The organism is Streptococcus cristatus (assembly GCF_003943505.1).
Lineage (GTDB): Bacteria > Bacillota > Bacilli > Lactobacillales > Streptococcaceae > Streptococcus > Streptococcus cristatus_E.
The window spans coordinates 265408-284823 of the sequence record NZ_RJPS01000001.1; the positions used below are offsets into that span (position 1 = coordinate 265408).

Sequence of the window (19416 nt, forward strand, 5' to 3'; positions counted from 1 at the left end):
TCTTGTAAAAACTACTGTTCTTGACTAGGCAGCACAGCCAGCCACACTCTGAAAGCAAAGCCTGTTCTGCGACCGCCAAAAGATAAGAAAAAGCCGATATTCGACTTTCTCTCTGCAAAATACTGGGAAAGTTGCTCCCTCGAGTGACTCTAGCGAACTTCCATGACAACTGGAAGAATAGCCGGCCGTCGTTTGGTTTGTTCGAAGAGGAACTTGGCCAAACTATCACGAACTGCTCCCTTGAGCTCGCCCCAGTCAAAGCTTTCCTGAGCCAGATAGTCTTCCACTGTCTTATTGATCAGGTCAGTACTCTCCCGCAGGATGTCACGGCTCTTCTTGACATAGACAAATCCACGAGTATGAACCTTGGCTTTGGAAATGATTTTCTTCTCCTTACGATTGACCGTAAGTGCCACGATGAAGATCCCATCTTCAGACAAGACCTTGCGGTCACGCAGGACGATATTGCCCACATCACCGATAGCATTTCCATCAATCATGACATCCCCTGCTGACACTGCTCCAGCTGGCACAAAGTCGCCATTTTCGTAGGCCATGATGCTACCACGCTTTGGTATCAAGATATTTTCTGGTAAAATCCCGACTTCCATGGCTGCCTTGGCATGGGCATCCAGACCACGGTACTCTCCCTGAATCGGGAAGAGGTACTTGGGTTGCAATAAATTGAGCATGAGCTGCAAATCACGCGCATTGGCATGGCCAGATACACGCAAGTTTTGGGTGATCAGCTTAACCACGCCACCAGCTTGGTAAATCATATTTTCCACACGCGCCACAACTGCTTCCTTAGCAATAGATGGCGTTGTAACGATATAAACCAAGTCTCCGTCTTTGATTTCTACATAACGGTGACGACCAATGGACATCTTGCGCAGGCCATTGATAGGCTCACCCATTCGACCCGTCTCCAAGATAATCAGCTCATGGTCCTCAAACTTAGACATTTCCTTAGGCTTGATCAAAAGGCGTTCATCCGCTAAGGATAATTTCTTGAGGCGGATAGCCGTACGGACGATATTTTCAATATCAAAGCCTGTCAAAACGACGCGACGACCTGTTTCTGCCGCAGCTTCAAAGACCTGCTGGATCCGAGACAGGTTGCTGGCAACCGCTGCCACGATGACACGCCCATCCCAATCAGAAATCGTGTCCGTAATCTCACGTCCAACCTCGCTTTCACTAGCCACTTGCACGGTGCTGTCAGCGTTGGCTGAATCACTTAAGAGAGCTAGAACGCCCTCACGACCGATCTCAGCCAAACGGCCGAAATCTGTCGCATAAGATTCGCTGGCAGATTGGTCAAACTTGAAATCTCCCGTATAAACAATATTGCCTTCACGCGTCTTAACAACGATTCCCAGGCTCTCTGGAATCGAGTGGGTCGTCCGGAAGAAAGAGACAACCGTTTCGCCAAATTCAATTTCTGTATTTTCATCGATAACATGAAAATCATTAAACTTCTTAACAGCATCATTGTTTTTGACAAAGAGCTTAGCTAGCTCAATCGTCAACTCCGAACCAAAGACTGGTACCTTAGCTTCTGCCAAAAGATAGGGCAGTGCACCGATGGCATCCGCATGACCGTGAGTCAGAAAGACACCTGCAATCCGGTCTTTATTTTCAAACAAATAATCCATGTTGGGAATGACTACATCTACTCCCAACTGCTCATTTTCTGGGTACTTGAGCCCAGCATCCAGTACAAAAATGGAATCATCCACTTCGGCGACGTAGAGATTTTTCCCATTCTCGCGAACGCCGCCCAAAGTAATCAGCTTAATCGTGCTTTTACTCATTTTTACTCCTATCGATTTTAGAATCTCCTTTATCAAAGATTCCTTGATTTTATTACTAACGGTCCTTGGCAAGCCAAGTCGAATTACAGTTTTGCAAACAAAGTTTGCACATCTTAGTCATTATAGCATTTTTTCACGCTTTTTTCAAAACAAAGGAAACCTATAGAATGAGCAGCAAATCTAAGGATAGTAGTTTGATACAGCAAGTCTCTGGTCACTTCTTCCTTCATAATTCAAAATGCGAAGAAAGGCACCTCCCAGTTTCATTTTAGAAGACAGCTTTTATAAACTAGATCTACTCACAAGATAAAAAATAATAGAACCTAGTCTGAGACTAGATTCTATTATCCGAGCAGGATACCCTAAGCTGATCTCCTGAAATTGATCAGAAGATTAGTTGGGAAACCGCCCTATCTTATATAGGCTGAATGGATGAACAGACTTACTCAAAGCCATTGTTTTGGCTTAATTCTTTAAACCAGTGCCCTGATTTTTTGATCGTCCGTTCTTGGGTTTCTAGATTGAGCTCGATCAATCCGTAGCGGTTCTTATAGCTATTGAGCCAAGACCAACAATCGATAAAGGTCCACATGAGATAGCCTGTACAGTTGGCCCCGTCCTGGATGGCACGATGGAGCTGGCGCAGATGGCCTTTAACAAAGTCTATCCGGTAATCGTCTTGGATCATGCCATTTTCACGGAATTTCTCTTCACCTTCGACTCCCATGCCATTTTCCGTCAGCATCCACTCAATATTGCCATAGTTTTCCTTGATGTTTTGTGCAATATCGTAGATTCCTTGCTCATAGATTTCCCAGCCACGGTGAGGATTAATCTTGCGACCAAGCATGACATAAGGCTCATAGAAATGATCTGGCAGAAGCGGCGATTCTGGATGTTTCAAATACTTGGGCGCTGCAACCCGCAGAGGCTGATAGTAATTGACACCCAAAAAGTCGACCGTATTTTCCCGAATCGCTTGCAACTGCTCCTCAGTCGTAGCTGGTAAAAGATCATGCTCGCACAAAAGATCGACCAGCTCTGCTGGATAATGCCCCAAAACAGATGGATCCAAGAAAGACTTGGCTTGGAAAAGCTCGGCAATGCGAGCCGCCTTCAAGTCCGCTGGATGCTGACTGCGTGGATAAGCAGGTGTCAGATTTAGGATAATGCCGATTTTGTAGTCTGCTCCAACCTCATGACAGGCTTTCACTGCTAAAGAACTAGCTAGTTGGGTATGATAAGCCACCTTAACCGCAGCCCGAGCGTCCACTTTATTAGGATAATGTCCATCGTAGAAATAGCCAAACTCAACTGGTACGATAGGCTCGTTAAAGGTCACCCACTGATCCACCAAGTCACCGTAGCTTTCAAAGCAGAAACGAGCATAATCTACATAAGCATCAACTGTATCCAAGCTTTCCCAACCTTCTTGCGCTTCCTGCAAGGCAAAGGGCAGGTCAAAATGATACAGATTGACAATCAACCGAATGCCCTTGGACTTGATTCTTTCAAAGACCTTGCGGTAGAAGTCAACACCGACTTGATTAACCGGACCACGACCATCTGGAAAAATCCGTGACCATTGGATAGAGGTCCGAAAGGCCGTGTGGCCTGTTTCGACTAAAAGGTCGATATCTCGCTCCCAATTTTCATAAAAAGCGGATGCCTTGTCAGGGCCAATTTCGTTATAGAAACGATGAGGTTCTTGGCTAAACCAATAGTCCCAAATGTTGTCTCCCTTTCCATCTCCTGAAATTCGTCCCTCCGTTTGCGGACCCGATGTAGAAGATCCCCAGACGAAACCTTTTGGAAATTGAATCATATTTTATTTACCTCTCGATTTATCTTTACACCTCATTATATAAATACCTTCTGCAAAAGGAAAGCAACAGTCTATTCAAATTTCTCTACTGATTAAAGACATTTTTGATTTGGAAGACTAAAAGTTCATTCAAAAAGAGAGTGGGACAGAAATCGGTAATTCGTTAGAATTCGATTTCGTCGTCCCACCTCCGCACAGTTGAGTAGGGCTGTAAAAGCTGATGAAATCAGCGTAGTAGAGCCCACTCAACCACTGCGTCTTGCTCGACAATCCAAAGACAATTGAGAGGCTAGGACTTTTGTCCCAGCCTCTTCATCATTTTTACTGATTAATAAACTGTTTTCTCTGTTTCAAAATCAAAGAAATGCGCCTTGTTCAGGTCAAAACCAAGGTCAATTCCAGCACCTGTTTCTGAGTAGTCACGAGCATCTACACGTGCGATAAACTCGCTGTCACCAACTTGGCAGTAAAGGTGAGACTCAGAACCCAAAAGCTCAGAGACAGAGATGGTCGCATGAACCACAGAGTCTGGGAAGGTCTCTAAGAAGGCAGGCTCTGTATTGATGTCTTCTGGACGAATACCGAAGATCAATTTCTTACCGTCATAACCCTTCTCACGCAACACCTTCAGTGTTCCTTCTGGCACTGTCAAACGCAAGCCAGAAGCAACGATTTCATTCCCCTCAAGTGTCACAGTGATAAAGTTCATCGCTGGGCTACCAATGAAGCCCGCCACAAACTTGTTGACTGGATTTCTATAAACTTCCTGTGGACTACCGATTTGCTCCACTCGACCAATGGTTCCAGTTCCAGCAGGATTCTTGGTTGCTGACATGATAACAATGCGGTCTGCAAGTGTCATCGCTTCTGTCTGGTCATGGGTAACGTAAATGGTTGTTGCTCCGATACGGCGGTGGATTTTGGCAATCTCAGCACGCATGGACACCCGCAGCTTCGCATCTAAGTTTGACAAAGGCTCGTCCATCAGGAAAACCTTTGCATCACGCACGATAGCTCGCCCCATAGCAACACGCTGACGTTGACCACCTGACAAGTCCGCTGGCTTGCGATCCAAGAATTCTTTCAAACCAAGGATTTCAGCTGCTTCTTGCACCCGTTTGTCAATATCTTCCTTGCTGTACTTGCGCAGTTTCAATCCGAACGCCATGTTGTCGTAGACTGTCATGTGTGGGTAGAGGGCATAGTTCTGGAAGACCATAGCAATATCGCGGTCTTTTGGTGCCACGTCATTGACAACTTTACCATCAATTGACGCTGTTCCTTCTGTGATATCCTCAAGACCCGCAATCATACGCAGCGTTGTGGATTTACCGCATCCTGACGGACCAACGAAAACGATAAATTCCTTGTCCTTAATGTCCAAATTAAAGTCTTCAACAGAATAGTGCTCACTATTTGGATACTTCTTATAAATATTTTTCAGATTTAATTCAACCATAAGCTTCTCCTAACTCCTTTATCATATTGTAAGTTCTTTCTGCTTGATTATATCACGAATAGCAGGCCCTCACACTGACTCTTCTATATCTTTTTTTCTACTTTTTTTAGCATTCGATAAAAAAGAAATGGAGAGGCAATCGTCTCAGCGATTTTCATCAGTCTACTTGCTTCCGATAGGCCTTAGGAGATTTGCCACATAACTTCCGAAAGACTTTATAGAAATAACCAACATTGCTATATCCAACTGCATAACAAACATCTTCTATACTGTCATTTTTTGCGAGCAGAAGCTGCTGGGCAGCCTTGATGCGCTGCTTATTTAGCAATTCTGCAAAAGTGGAATTCGTCTCACGCTTGATCAGCTGCCCCAAATAAACTGGATTGATATAGAGTTCCTTGCTGATATCTTTTAGGGATAAATCTTTTTGATAATCACGACCAATCACTTCCAAAACGTTAGCAACATTCTCATTCATTCGATACTGGGCGAACAAATCTGAGAGCTGAGCCTTCAGATAATCCAACAAATCTTCGAAGGTATTCGTACTTTCAATCTTTTTGATAATGCTTGTCATATCGTCTGGTTTCAAATGCTGAAACAGATGGTAAACATCCATGATAAACTGAATGAACAACTGCTTGGTAATTGAAACTTCAGGCGTATTTTGCAGCACGACATCTTTAAGCAAGTCCAATTCATCCAAAATCTGACCAATGTTTCCTTGGATAATCACGCGATACATGGGCTCATAGTAGCTAAAAAGCGGATTGGTTTCTTGCAAGCTAACCGTTCCATAAAAAAGAGTTTTTTCTAGATTGAGCTTGAAATTCTGAAGTTGTCGTTTATAGGGAGCTGTGAATTCTTCCAGATAGAGCGCTTCTTCCTTTTGCGAAGCTAAAAACAAATAGCCTGTCTGCCCCAAAATATTATAAGGAACCGAAACTAGCCCTTTTTCTTGAGCAGCTGCTCCCAGCCAGACATTATCGAAGGATTTGAGATAGGTAGCTATCTCATCTTCACTTGTCTCTTCTTTAAAAATCAGCTCTAGTTGATTATTGGAAGAACGGTCAAATTCCTTTTCCAATTTTTCTAGGATTGCTGCCAGTTCGACCTTATCGACTGGCTTTACCAGATAATCTGCCACCTGCAAATTGAGGGCCGTTTTGACATATTCAAATTCCTGATAACCTGAGAGGATGATAAAAGCTGCATTAGGCAGGGAATTTTTCATCTGCTCAATCATCTGCAGGCCATTCATCCCTGGCATATTGACATCGGTGATGACCAAATCAACAGGATTGTCCGCAATATAGGCGAGGGCCGTCTCTGCATCATTTGCCGTAGCTACGACCTGCATCTTCCACTTTTCAAAAGGAATCAGCACCTTCAAGCCTTCTGTGATCATATATTCATCATCGACTAGTAATACTCTGTACATCGTTTTTCTATTCATCCTTAATTTCTATAATGTAGGTTACTCCCTGATCCGTTTGAGATTTCAGTTGGATACTGTAGCGGTCACCAAAAAAGAGCAAGAAGCGTTCATGAATATTCCGAATACCAATGGATGTCCGCTGCTCTCGGTTCTGGGCATCCATAAGCTCTCGGCTGGCTAGTATCTCTTGAATCTCAGCTAGACGTTCAGCTGGGATGCCTCGACCGTTGTCTTGGATCATCAGCCTTACAGCGCCGTCTATCTTTTGAGCTTTGACACTGATGACATTGTCCTGCCTGCGATAATCGATACCATGAGCAAAGTAATTTTCAATCAGCGGCTGAATACTGAACTTGGGAATCATCATTCCTTCTAAGCCTTCTTCAATTTTGAAACCATAGGCCACTGATTTAGGATGCCGAACCATGCAAAGATAGCTATATTTCCGGCAGAATTCCAATTCATTTTTCAAACTGCTTCTAGATTCATCTGAGATATTATTTCTCAGAAGACTGCTAAATTCATAGATAATATCCGCTAATTCTTCCTGCCTCTGCATGACCGCATACATCCTGATAAATTCCAAGGTATTGTACATAAAATGAGGATTGATTTGCGCCTGCAAGGCTCTCATATTGGCATCTTTTTGGCTAATCTCCAAACGATAAATATCCCGAATACTCTTGTCCAGACTGTCCAACATGGTATTGGTCGTTGTCGCAATCAGAAGCAACTCCTGCTCCTTGGTCTCTGTCGCAATACGTTTCTGATTATCACCATCTGTGATGAGATGGAGCGTATCCACAATATCAACAACCTGCCTTTGGTAATTGAGAAAAATCCTCTGCAAAGCAGCATATAAAACTCCAACCAAAATCAAACCAGAAAAAATGATCAAACCTGTGCTGAAAATCGTCTTCTCTATCACATAATGCGCAGGAACTGCTGTCTGGACAGTGTAATTGTAGATAGTTTCTTTTTTGATCCAATCATTTTGGCCAATTCCTTTTGTATCACCAAATGCAAGAATTTCTTTTTTGTAAGGCGAAATGACACTGAGAGCGAGTGGGACATCGCCCCGCGTATTATCGACAACCTTGTTGAAGACTTCCCCATTAATTCGAATGTAAATCGTTCCGATGACTTGATCGACTGCCTTATCATAAATCGCAATTGGAAAGGCATCGCGCGCAGGTCTAAATTCCTCAGCAGGAAGCTGTTTGCCACCTCTCGCTTGCCTTGTGGAAACAAAAACAGTTTTGTAATCATTTAAAGCAATATCAATGCCTGTAACAAATTCATTTTCAACATAAATATCATTGATATTTTGATGGAGGGATACTTGAACATAAGTAGGTACATCTGCCGATAAGCGCCAACTAGCGTACTCAGAGGGACTCATGATAAAGTAGTTATAAACCCCGTCCAATTTTGCTCGATTTTCAACCAGACTTTGAGCCAGTTGATTCGCTCGGCGGTTATAATAATCCACTTCATCAGCCAATCGAGTCACTGCTTGTTGCGCAATCTGCTCAGTTTCCTTATAACGACTGTGCCAATCAGAATAAGACAAAATGAGACCCAAACATCCCACAATAGCCACCATAATGACAGCATAGACTTTTAGTAACGAGTGGAGCCAAAATTTCTTCATAGTTTTTCTGTTATCAACTTAGACTGAATGGTTTGGTAAATTGGGTCTAGAACATCACTAACAAAAAAGTGCCAAAGCCCAATAAAAGCAAAGAAGAGTAAAGCCGGCATGAAGTAGCTGGCAATCAATAGCAAGATTGTTCCTAATAAGAGTTTCAACATGGCTGAAATATTAAGAAAAACGCCAATCAAAGATAATTTCAAGCTATTTTTATAAGAAAACTCAAAAAAGACCTGCAATTTCAGATAGACTGCGTATACTGCTGGTGCCAAAAGCAAAAAGAGCAGATTTGCTATCGTCAATAAAAGGTAGAAAATAGTTTGGTGAGGAAGCTGGATAAGTAGATAAATCCCATAAGATAAAAGAGCCTGCACTACAAGCAAAGTGAAAAATACTTTGTTTGTAGCAAGGAAATTTTCTTTAAACAGATCCCATGCTTCTTTCCAGTGATATTTTTTATAGTCATAGCGATATTGCTGAAACAAAGTCATGAGCACACAACCGGCTGGAGCAAGTCCAAAAACAAGACCTCCACACAGAGCCAATACCCAAAAAATTGCGGATGCAAGCATAGCCATATAAACTCGTTGAAAAATCCACTCAACTAATTTTCCCATCGTTCTTCCTTTCTGCTGGTCAAATTTCCACACATTATAGAATTATAACACATTTTAACCGTTTACAAAAATTCCTATCACTCCAAAAAAGAAAAATCCTCCCCAAAACGAGACGAGGAGGATTCATCATGTTGCTTATTTCTTAGAAGCAAGGAATTCGTCGTATTGTTTTTGCATTTCTTTCAATACTTTATCGTATGCTCCTTCAGATTTCAGTTTGTCCATCATCTTAGGAATTTCAACATCAGGATCAACTGTACCAGTGTTGATAGCAGTGTCGTATTCTTTCATTGTGTTCGTAATGCTAGATACTTCTGCTTTAACTGGGTCTACATTGAAGTTAAATCCAAGAGCAGGTGACTCTTGTGCTTCTGCAAGAATCTTCTTAGAATCTTCGATTTGTTGATCTGTTACGTTTTCATTGATGTAAAGAATCCAGTTGTTACCTGTGTTCCAGCCAGACATGTGGGTATTACCATTGTAGGCTTTCAAAGTACGAACGCGGTTTTCTTTACCTTCAACTTTTTCCCAGTTTTCGCCTTCTGGACCATATACAAGGCCGTTCAGCAATTCAGGATTTGTGTTAAGCAAAGTCAACAATTCCATTGATTTTTCTTTGTTCTTAGAGTTGTTTGAGATAACGAAGTTCGCTACTTGAGTAGTTTGGCTCTTCTTGTAGTTCTTAGTCAGTTGGCTGATTTCGATCTTACGGTTTGCTACACGAGAAAGCAAGCTGTTACCATAGTCAGCAGGTCCTACTGTTTCTTCACGAACGAACCAAGAATCTTCAGACAATTGATAAGCTGTATCGCTAGTTGCTACGTCTTTTGGAATATAGCCAGCCTGATAATATTTATGGATGGTTCTGAGGCTATCCAAGAAGCGTGGAACTTCATAACGGTTTACAATCTTAGTTGTATCGCCTTCCAGGTCAATAACGAAAGGAAGTCCGTTAGTTACAGGATAATCAAAGTTATCAGATGGGATGAAGTTCTTACCAATAGCAAAAGGAACAACTTTTGGATCTTTTTCTTTAGCAGCTTTCAAAACTGGTTCCAAATCTTGGTAAGAATGGATATTTGAAATATCGCTGATACCATATTTTTCAAGAAGTGGTCCGTTGAAGGCAAAATTTTGTGAAGAAGTTACATTGGCATTAACTGGAACAGCATAGATTTTACCGTTGACAGTGTTTCCTTTGATGTAAGCTGGGTCTAAAGAATCGTAAAGCTTTTTACCTTCTTTTTTGTAGAGCTCAGTCAAGTCAGCATAAGCACCTTTTTGGGCATTGATGACATAGTTTTGAGCGAAGGCGATATCGTAGTTTTCACCTGATGAAGTGATAACGTTCATTTTTTGTTCGTAGTCACCCCAACCGATGTATTCGATATCCAACTTAGCATTGATTTCTTTGCCGATAATCTTGTTAGCATTTTCGAGCAATTTGTCCAAATTATCTGGTTTGTCACCGATTTGGTACATTTTGATAACTGTCTTACCATCATCCGTTTTTGATGACTTTTGGTTGTTACCAGTAAGACTACCGCAGCCTGCTAGGAGGCCTGAGAAAGCCAAGAAGCTAGCAGAAGCTAGAGCATATTTTTTCCAATTTTTCATAGAAAAATCTCCTTTTAATTTTTTATATACAAATTTAATAATGTGAGTTTTTAATGCTACCAGTAAAAACTCTGAGACTAAAGTGGCAAGCTATTCTTTGACGCCTCCGATAGTCAATCCCTTAACAAAGTAACGTTGGAAGAATGGATAGACGCAAGCGATTGGCAAGGTTGCAATTACGACCATGGCCATACGACCAGACTCTTTAGGTAGAGATCCTGTCAAGCCTGCAAGCTGAGCACTCGCTCCCGCACTCTTAGACAAGTAGTCCATATTTTGCTGAATCTTCATCAGCAAATATTGAAGGGGAACTAAGTTGTCACTGCGAATGTAGAGCAGGGCGTTAAACCAATCGTTCCAATAAGCAAGGGCAGTGAAGAGTGTGATTGTAGCGATACCTGGAAGAGATAGTGGCAAGCAGATTTGGAAGAAAATCCGAGTCTCGCTGGCACCATCAATCTTAGCGGATTCAATAATCGCTTCTGGGATCGTTCTCTTGAAGAAAGTTCTCATCAGAATGATATTGAAAGGACTAAGCAGTAGCGGCAAAATCAAAGCCCACACTGTATCTCCTAAGCCAAGCAAGTTGGTCATAACGATGTAAGTTGGAATCATCCCTGCTTGAAAGAGCATACTTGCCATTGCAAACAAGGTAAAGAAGCGTTTGAATTTAAAGCTGCGACGTGAGATAGCATAGGCATAAGTTGTTGTGAAGAAAACATTCAAACTAGTACCTATTACCGTAATCACTACTGTCACAAAGAGTGACTGCAAGAGCTGATCTTTCAAGCCAAATAAGAATTCATAGCCCGCTAGACTAAACTGTGACGGCCAAAAGGCAAAACCATTATGAACCAAACTGCTTTCATCTGTCAGCGAGATGATGATGACAAAGAAGAAAGGTAGCACACAGGAAAGCGAGAAGATGGCAATCAAGATGTTAAAGAAAAAATCGGCTTTTTTGCTAAAGGAGTGAATTCCCACATTATCGACTTTTTCTTTTTGAATTTTTGGGGATTTCATAAGTTCCTCCTTCTAAAAGAGAGCAGATTCTTTATCAATTCTGCGGACAATCAGATTGCTGACGATAACAAGGATACAGCCCACAACTGATTGATAGAGACCCGCAGCTGAAGCCATCCCGATATCACCTGTACCGGTCAATCCACGATAGACATAGGTATCCAAGACATTGGTTACGCTAAAGAGTGATCCTGAATTATGCGGAACAGTATAGAACAAGCCGAAGTCCGCGCGGAAGATGTTTCCGACTGCTAGAATGGTCAATACTGTGATAAGAGAAGCCAAAGATGGCAATGTGATGTTCCGGATGCGCTGCCATTTTGTAGCACCGTCTACCGTTGCTGCCTCATAGTAAGTCGGATCAATTCCCATGATACTTGCATAGTACAAAATACTACTGTATCCTAAGCCCTTCCAGATACCAATGAAAAGGATGAAGGCTGGCCAGAAGGAGACCACTGTGTAAAAGTTGATATTCGGATTGTGCAATAAATTGTTCAGCAAGCCCTTGCCAGGGTTCAAGAAAGCATCTACGAAGAAACTAATGATAACCCAAGAAAGGAAATACGGAAACAACATGGTTGTCTGATAAATCTTTACCATCTTTTTCGAACGAAGTTCGCTAAAGATAATGGCAATTCCGACAGAGAAAATCAATCCTAAAATGATGAAACCACCATTATAAAGAATGGTATTTCGTGTAATCGTATAGGCATCCTTGGAATTAAACAAGAACTTGAAGTTATTGAATCCTACCCATTCACTGCTCATAAGGCTATGGATGAATCCTTCACCACTTAGTTTAAAATTCTTAAATGCAACGACGTTTCCTAAAACTGGTATATAGAAGAACAAAACAAACCAAACAACTCCTGGTAAGACCATGAGCAAGAAAATAAAGTTTTCTTTCAGTGTTTTGATAACCTTATTCATTCAAATCTCCCTTTCTATTGTTTTGATATCGTTTTCATGTTTCTATTATATGCCTTTTTCTATTCTCATTTAAACTCCTAATTATAGAAAAAACTATACAAATTATTTATCTAATATACAGATAAAAAATAGAACAGAGGCATGAAAACTATGATCAAACAAAATAATTACGTTGTGTAAATCGTTGACGCTGTGGCGATAGTATGCCATTGGTTGGCTGTTGTGGCTGCAAAGTTCTTGTCTCCATAAAAGTCATTGAAAGGCAAGATTTCTTGCTCTAATTCTTCTACAGAATCAAGCTGACCAGTCGTGTATTGCTGTAGGCGTTCCTGCGCCCGTTTGATCCGCTTGAGCAAGCCTCCAAAGCGGATATCAATAGTATCTAAACCGAAAATCTTGTTTTCTAGCTGCCATTGGCGACTGAATTGCTCGGCAAAGTCTTCCACTTTTTGATAGAGCAAAGGCAAGTCTTTTTCAGCTAGTTCTGCCAAGCGCTCCTTGTCTCCTGCGCCATAGGCTTCTTGAATGCCAGATGTGACGGCAATTTTCAAGGCCAAGAGCGCATTCAACTGAGCCTGAGTCTCAAAGAGATAGCTATATTCACCAGCTTTGCGGCTGACTTCTTGCAAGGACTGAGCGGCAGCTTCAAAATGCTGCTTGTCTTCTTCAGGTCGGATATGGCGTTCCAGCAAAGGACAGAGAATATCCTGATAGAGAATATAACGATTTGGATTGATACCGCTGAGGTTTTCTGGCAAGCCTGGCAATAGATTGGCCAAGTCTACCTTCATAAAATCATCAAAGGCAAGGCCTGTGCTCACCAAGAAATGCTCGGCTAATTTATCTAAATCATTTCGATAGGCTAGTTCTGCCCAAATCTGCAGGGCAGGAAGGATTGAGAATTGTGAGGTTTCTCCTCCATTATCCCCCCAGCCAGTCACAATCACTTCCTTGACATGATTTTGGCGGCAGGCTTTATTGGCTTCGAGAGCTACCAAGCGACTGAAATGATTGTGCGGTGTAAAGCCAATCCACTTCCAAGCACCGCCAGCAAAGGCAATGTCCTGACTGATTTTATGATGATTTTGGAAGTTACGGTTGTATTTTTCCTCGCTATCCTGATAGTAATCCCAGTAAACCAAGGTTACACGGTCTTTGAGACGGTCTAGATAAACGCGGGTCTCCTCTGGAATTTCCACATCACGGTCATACTGACCATCTGCTGACATGAGCTTGAAGAACATATCGCTCCACATTTGACAGTGGAAACCGTACTTATCAGCGATATCCAGCACGCGCTCAAGATGTTGACACATGAGGAGACTGCGGTTTTGGAAACCATGCTGAATCAAATAACGTCCGAGACCAACCAAGTGGGCTTCGTCCATCCCGATATTTATCTTACGTGTGCGAAGTTGGGACATCGTCTTAAACATGCCTTCGATAAGGTCGTAGACTTTTTCTTCCCCAATTAGTAAAATATCCTCAACATCTCGAAGTTCCTGCACTTCCTTGACACCCCATTTGACAAAAGCTGACAGATGGGCCAAGGTCTGAATGCAAGGCACGAAGGTCAAATCAAAATCTGCGGCATAGGCCTCAATCTCTTGCAATTCGGCAACAGTGTAGCGGCCTCTGAAGTAGCCAAAATAGGGCTGGTCTTCTATCTCATAGGTGTCTTCCATGTAAAGTTCAAAAGTGGAATACCCCATCAAGGCCAAGGCTTCAATCATTTTCTTAGCCGAAGTCAGATTCAAGACGGCGTTGCGAGAGCAGTCAGCCATATAGGCCAAGTCCTCATAAGCCGCTCTTTCCTCGATCTCCACCTCATCCTGCCCTTCTTTAAGGACGGCAGATAAGAGGGCTAAAGCTCGATAGAGCTGATGAGGCTTATGATAGCTGACCTGATAACGTCCCTGACAGCCTTCTACCTTGATTGATACGGCTGAGTTAGGGACAAGACTGACTTCAATCTCACCCAAGTTCAAATATTTTTCTAAGCGAGCAAGAGCCTTTTCTTGCTTGCTTGATAATCCTACAAATGTGGCCATTGGCCTTCCTCCTGTAACCAGTTTACTAAAGCGCCATAAAGATTGGCTTCCCCCTTATAGGTACACGCTAAAATTTCTGGCACCACCGAATACTCTTCATAGCGATCGACATAATAAGCAATCGCTGAGCGGACACCTTGGATGAAGTCTGGATTTTTGCTGATGGAACCGCCCAAGCTAATCACATCTGGATCAATGAGATACTGGATATTGAGCAAACCTTGTGCAAGATTGCGGTTCATCCTCTCGATGGCTTCTTGGCAAAGGACATTTCCTGCCGCAGCTTCTTGGTAAATCTTGCGTCCATCCCAGTCTGTCTGCCCTGATTTCTCAACCACGTAAGCTACCATGTTGCCAGTTGAGGCCAGTTGCGACCAGTTGTTGAGTTTTTCAGCGGGCGCTAGGGTTGTCATATAGCCAAACTCCCCACCCAAACTGTGGCGACCACGATGAAGCTTGCCATTGATAATCATAGCTCCGCCAATCCCAGTGCCAATAACCACACAGGCTGCATTTTCCAGCTCTGGATGGGCCAGAAGTTCACTCAAACCAACACAGTTGGCATCATTTTCTAAGTGAATCGGCAAACTATAAGAAGCCAGCTTATCATACCAAGAAAAACCGTGAATATAAGGAACAGCGCTAATCCCACCAATGACTCCTGTCTCTCGGTCAACCGCCCCAGGCACACTCATGGCAATGCCTTGGTAAGCCCTCTTAGAAAGACAAGCATCCAGCCAAGTCAGCAAGTCAGCTAAATTGTCTGGCGTAGCAATGTCTTGCTTTTCCAGTATCTCTCCTTCTTTGGACATAGCCGCAAACTTGATACCTGTGCCGCCTATGTCAATTGTTGCAATAAGCATTTTTTCTCCTTTCTCTGTTTTCTAGAACTTGCAAGGCAATAGGGCAAGGAACTAAATTTTCAAATATTTAGTCCATTGCCCTAGCCTCCTCTTTTTAATCTTTTTTCAAGAGCTCTGTGCGAATTTCCTGTGGTCCCAAGATTCCATCTTTTTCTGGAAGTACTTCTTCCAAAAGGTTGACTAGGGTTTGGAAAGCAGTTATCACTTCTTGCTCTTCTTGGGTCATATTGTAATAACGAAGTACGATACCTGACTCGTCTTCCGCCACTTTAAGAGCTGTCGGACAAATTTCTGCTAGGTTCAAAGCAGGGTGATCCAATCCTTGTCCAGCCGCTGCAACACTTCCTTCTTGTTTGGAAATTTGCAGAGCTGTCAACGGTGTTTGGAAGGCTTTGGCCCGACGGTAAGCAGCAAAACGCTCTTGTGGTTGGTGACATTCTACCGTGTACTCGACTTGGAAGTCACGCAAGCACTGCGCTTCTGGTGTAGGGAAGTAGCCCCAGTCGCCTAGCTCACCAGTTGCCCGCAGAATGGTTACTGCAATCGTATCATCGTCTAAAATCTCGTATTCATTTAGCCCTTTATTGGCTACTGTAACTGCTTTTTGATCATCATAAAGACTGACGAAGGCTTGTTGGTGCTGCGGATTTTCTGGATTTTCCCATGAAGCAGCTGGTTGGTTATTGCGGCGAACCACTTCGTAAATGCTGTCTGAATCGTTGGTTTTACTGCGGTTGTGAGTTTTGAAAAGAAGGCGGATGCGGTGATCCTTAGCAGTATTGGTAAAGCGAGTCTTAAAGCGCAATTGTGGGCTGTCCGCAAAGACCGTCAACTCAGTTGTCAAGGTCATAGTTGTCAATTCTGACGAACGACCTGCTGAGCGCGTCATAAACTCAACGATGCCCTTTTGTTCTTGATCCAGTAGTTCATCTGCACTTACTGGCAAGGTCAATTCATGGCTTAATTCCACCTTGGCATAGCGGGCATTGTTTTCCAACACCTTGACACCAGCCAGTTTAGCATAGATTGGCTCTGTATTTTTTGGCTGGAAGTAGATATACTCATTTCCAATATCGCCGCGATCTTCAAAGCGGAGGAAGTCTTCATAGGCTTCATGAGTTGTCTTATCATAGACGGTCAAATTTTCATCAAAGCTGATAGTCACAAATGGAGTGTCAATCACGCCATTGCGGTAGAGGCCTTCATGCTCTTCTTTTGCACCAGGAAGCAATTGGAAAGTTTTCCAAGCCAGAGGTGCTAGATGAATCGGCAATGTCACCCGCAACTGACGGGCAATATAAGCCTGACGGAAGCGGTCTTTTGGTAGGTCATATTGGAAATTAGCTCCCAAATCTTCGATTTTAGCTTCAACATAACGACCATCCAAATCCTTAACAATCAAGTCTGGAATCGTCAATTCTGCCATTCTCCGATAGGCTTCTGTCGGATGCGCTTCCTTAAAATCACAGATCGCAAATGTCACATCTACAGAAATGGTATCAATCTTATCATGGAGCCCAGTATTGACAACGGTGAAGAGCAGGTCACTCTCAGCTTGGCGGCTATCCAGCTTTTGCTTCCATTCTTCCAGCAGGTTGCCTTTGACAAATTCGCCCACTTGATTAACCTTGGCAAAGCGGATCTCCATTTCGCGGTGAACTTCGTCTACACTGCAACCGCAAATGCTATCGTGTGGAGCGTTTTGCAAGAGGGTCTTCCAAGCATAAGTCAGCTGGTCTTTGTGATTGTGACCGCCTGTGATAACAGTCAGCGGCTCAACCACCTGCTCTAGCAAGTTACTGTTTTCTTGGAAAGCTTGTTTCAGATAGATGCGGGCTGAAGAAGTGTTGGCTAAAGTGTACCAACCGTCCGTTTCTTGGCTGGTCAATTCACCTTGAACTGTCGACAGTTCCTCAGGCAGGGCCGCTTCCACAGCTTGCATATAGTCGTCAAAAGAGCTGTGGACAAAGTTGATTTCTGGATAAAGCTCATTGGCTACTCGGATGGCTTGGCTGAGGTCACGCTGAACTGGCTGGTGGTCACAGCCGTTCATCATCAGCCATTGATTGGTAGAGGCATAGCTCTTCACATCAGCTAGTTTTTGCTCCCAGAAAACTTTCGCTTCTTCTGGATCGACTGGGATTTCATTTCCATTGCTGTACCAGTTGGCAAAGAGGATGCCTAGAACTTTACTGCCATCGGCACCTTGCCAGTACATTTCAGAGTACTGAGAAGTGAACTGCTCGTCCTCCAAGACTTGGTTATCAAAGCCGATTGGCTTCACTCCTCGGCCGAAAGCAGCCACATGAATGCCGGATTGCTGCAAAAGCTGAGGCGCTTGTCCCATATTTCCAAAAGTATCTGGGAAATAACCAATCTGAGTGGACTTGCCCCATTTCTTGCACTCCTGCTGACCAATCAAGGTGTTGCGGACATTGGCTTCGCTGGAAATCAAATAATCATCCTGCAAAATATAGAAAGGCCCGATTTTCAGCTTGCCCTCGTCAATATAGCGCTGCAGTTTGTCGCGATTTTCCGGACGGATTTCCAGATAATCATCCAAGACAATGGTTTGCCCGTCTAGGTGGAAGCTCTTGAAATCTGGATCATTCTCAAAAAGATCAAAAAGATTGTCAAAAAGCTCGACCAGCTGCATACGGTGGGATTCAAAGGGGAGATACCATTCGCGATCCCAGTGACTGTGAGAAATGATATGTACAGTAATATTTTCCATTTTTGTTCCTCTACTTGTTAATTCTATACCTCAATTTTTAAATCATAATAATCTAATACTAGTTCGCAGAACATCATGTTGGCCCAGCTGAACCATTCGCGAGAATACTTATTCGGGTCGTCCACATGGAAGCTTTCGTGCATGACACCTGTGCCACCATCGCAGGCCACGAGCAAGTCCAGAATCCGACGTTTTTCTTCCTTATCGTGCGTGGTTAATCCTTGAATGGCTAGGGCAATTGGCCAGATATAGCGGTAGAAGGTGTGTGAGCTACCAAGACCCGCAGCATATTTACCCTCGTAATAGTAAGGATTCTCTGGGCTCAGGATGGTGCGGCGTGTCGCTTGGTAGACTTCGTCGTCAATTGAGCAAAAGCCTAGATATGGTGCTGCTAAAAGACTTGGCACATTCGGATCGTCCATGATGCTGGCATTCCCCAGACCATCTACTTCGAAAGCGTAAATCTTTTCGCCCTTGGCATTTTGGGTGTAGGCGTAGTTTTCAATTCCTTCCTTGATTTCCTTTTGCAGACGCTGCGCATGCGGAACGATCTCCTCAGCACCCTCTAAGTTTAATTTTTCAAAGATTTCTGCCACATATCCCAAGACAACCGTTGCAAACATATTAGACGGTACTAGATAGCTGTAAATACAAGCATCATCACTTGGGCGGAAGGCCGACCAAGTCATGCCTGTCACTGCAAAATCAGGTCCTTTACCATCATTGACTAAGGTATCTTCCTTGCGATCCGTATCACGGACAAAGCGATAAGAAGACTGGTTGTGGTCCTGCTCGATCGTCCAAACTCGTAGAATTTCTCTAACTCCAGCAATAAAGGTAGCGTCTAGATGACTCGTTTCCCCAGTTTCTTTCCACAAGAGATAAGCCAACTGCAGAGGATAGCAGAGAGAATCCACTTCGTACTTGCGTTCCCAAATCCAACCAGACAAGTCTGTATGATCTGTCTCATGGTGACCTTTCCAGTTGTCAGCGATATTAAAGGCATTGGCATAAGGATCTTTGAGAATCAGCGTCATCTGGCGTTTGACCAAGCCAGCAATCGTTTGACGGATTTTTGGATCTTGCTTGGCCACAAAGAGGTAGGGCTTGAGCTGAGCAGTCGAATCCCGTAGCCACATGGCTGGAATATCGCCTGTCAAGACAAAAGTAGACCCATCTTCCAATATTTCGACCGTGTTATCCAAGGTATCCGTATAGCAACGCTCAAAAACAGAGACCCAAGCTGGGTGATCCTGGGCTAACTGGGCGATAGACTCCAACCATTTCCCAACAATTTCTTTAGAATAAACCATATTCCTTCTCCTTTTTCATACTCGTTTACATTCTCTAGTATAGGCTAAACAGTTTTTAAAATATATACACAA

The 19416-nt window shown here is 43.2% G+C and carries 13 protein-coding genes; all 13 read right to left on the minus strand.

The genetic code is table 11. From position 1 onward, the window contains the following. Positions 1-149 precede the first annotated feature (149 nt). The 13 genes from D8792_RS01435 to D8792_RS01500 all read right to left on the minus strand — a co-directional run bounded on the left by D8792_RS01435 (position 150) and on the right by D8792_RS01500 (position 19344). The gene (locus tag D8792_RS01435; RefSeq protein WP_125372590.1) at positions 150-1817 is read right to left on the minus strand and encodes a ribonuclease J; all 1668 of its coding nucleotides are present in this window, start codon (positions 1815-1817) and stop codon (positions 150-152) included. Positions 1818-2259: 442 nt separating this feature from the next. After that, positions 2260-3642, minus strand: a complete 1383-nt coding sequence (gmuD, locus tag D8792_RS01440; RefSeq protein WP_125372591.1) for a 6-phospho-beta-glucosidase GmuD — start codon at positions 3640-3642, stop codon at positions 2260-2262. A gap of 328 nt (positions 3643-3970) precedes the next feature. Continuing rightward, the gene (locus D8792_RS01450; RefSeq protein WP_125372592.1) at positions 3971-5101 is read right to left on the minus strand and encodes an ABC transporter ATP-binding protein; all 1131 of its coding nucleotides are present in this window, start codon (positions 5099-5101) and stop codon (positions 3971-3973) included. Between the two features lie 157 nt (positions 5102-5258). Beyond that, on the minus strand, positions 5259-6542 hold the full coding sequence (locus D8792_RS01455) for a response regulator transcription factor (protein ID WP_125372593.1): 1284 nt from the start codon (positions 6540-6542) through the stop codon (positions 5259-5261). Positions 6543-6549: 7 nt separating this feature from the next. Continuing rightward, positions 6550-8193 (minus strand): sensor histidine kinase, encoded by a 1644-nt coding sequence (locus D8792_RS01460; RefSeq protein WP_125372594.1) that lies wholly within the window; start codon positions 8191-8193, stop codon positions 6550-6552. Continuing rightward, on the minus strand, positions 8190-8810 hold the full coding sequence (locus D8792_RS01465) for a DUF624 domain-containing protein (RefSeq protein WP_125372595.1): 621 nt from the start codon (positions 8808-8810) through the stop codon (positions 8190-8192). Before D8792_RS01465 ends, D8792_RS01460 begins: the two co-directional genes overlap by 4 nt. A gap of 135 nt (positions 8811-8945) precedes the next feature. Further along, on the minus strand, positions 8946-10427 hold the full coding sequence (locus tag D8792_RS01470; protein ID WP_185758378.1) for an ABC transporter substrate-binding protein: 1482 nt from the start codon (positions 10425-10427) through the stop codon (positions 8946-8948). Between the two features lie 90 nt (positions 10428-10517). Next, positions 10518-11450, minus strand: a complete 933-nt coding sequence (locus tag D8792_RS01475) for a carbohydrate ABC transporter permease (protein WP_045500460.1) — start codon at positions 11448-11450, stop codon at positions 10518-10520. Between the two features lie 12 nt (positions 11451-11462). Then, complete coding sequence (locus D8792_RS01480; protein WP_045500458.1) at positions 11463-12383, minus strand: ABC transporter permease; 921 nt, start codon at positions 12381-12383, stop codon at positions 11463-11465. Between the two features lie 167 nt (positions 12384-12550). Next, on the minus strand, positions 12551-14434 hold the full coding sequence (locus D8792_RS01485) for a beta-N-acetylhexosaminidase (RefSeq protein WP_125372597.1): 1884 nt from the start codon (positions 14432-14434) through the stop codon (positions 12551-12553). Beyond that, positions 14419-15297, minus strand: a complete 879-nt coding sequence (locus D8792_RS01490) for an ROK family protein (protein WP_125372598.1) — start codon at positions 15295-15297, stop codon at positions 14419-14421. The genes D8792_RS01485 and D8792_RS01490 overlap by 16 nt, the downstream gene beginning before the upstream one ends. A 94-nt stretch (positions 15298-15391) precedes the next feature. Next, positions 15392-18031, minus strand: a complete 2640-nt coding sequence (locus tag D8792_RS01495) for an alpha-mannosidase (protein WP_125372599.1) — start codon at positions 18029-18031, stop codon at positions 15392-15394. Between the two features lie 23 nt (positions 18032-18054). After that, on the minus strand, positions 18055-19344 hold the full coding sequence (locus D8792_RS01500) for a glycoside hydrolase family 125 protein (RefSeq protein WP_125372600.1): 1290 nt from the start codon (positions 19342-19344) through the stop codon (positions 18055-18057). Positions 19345-19416 lie beyond the last annotated feature (72 nt).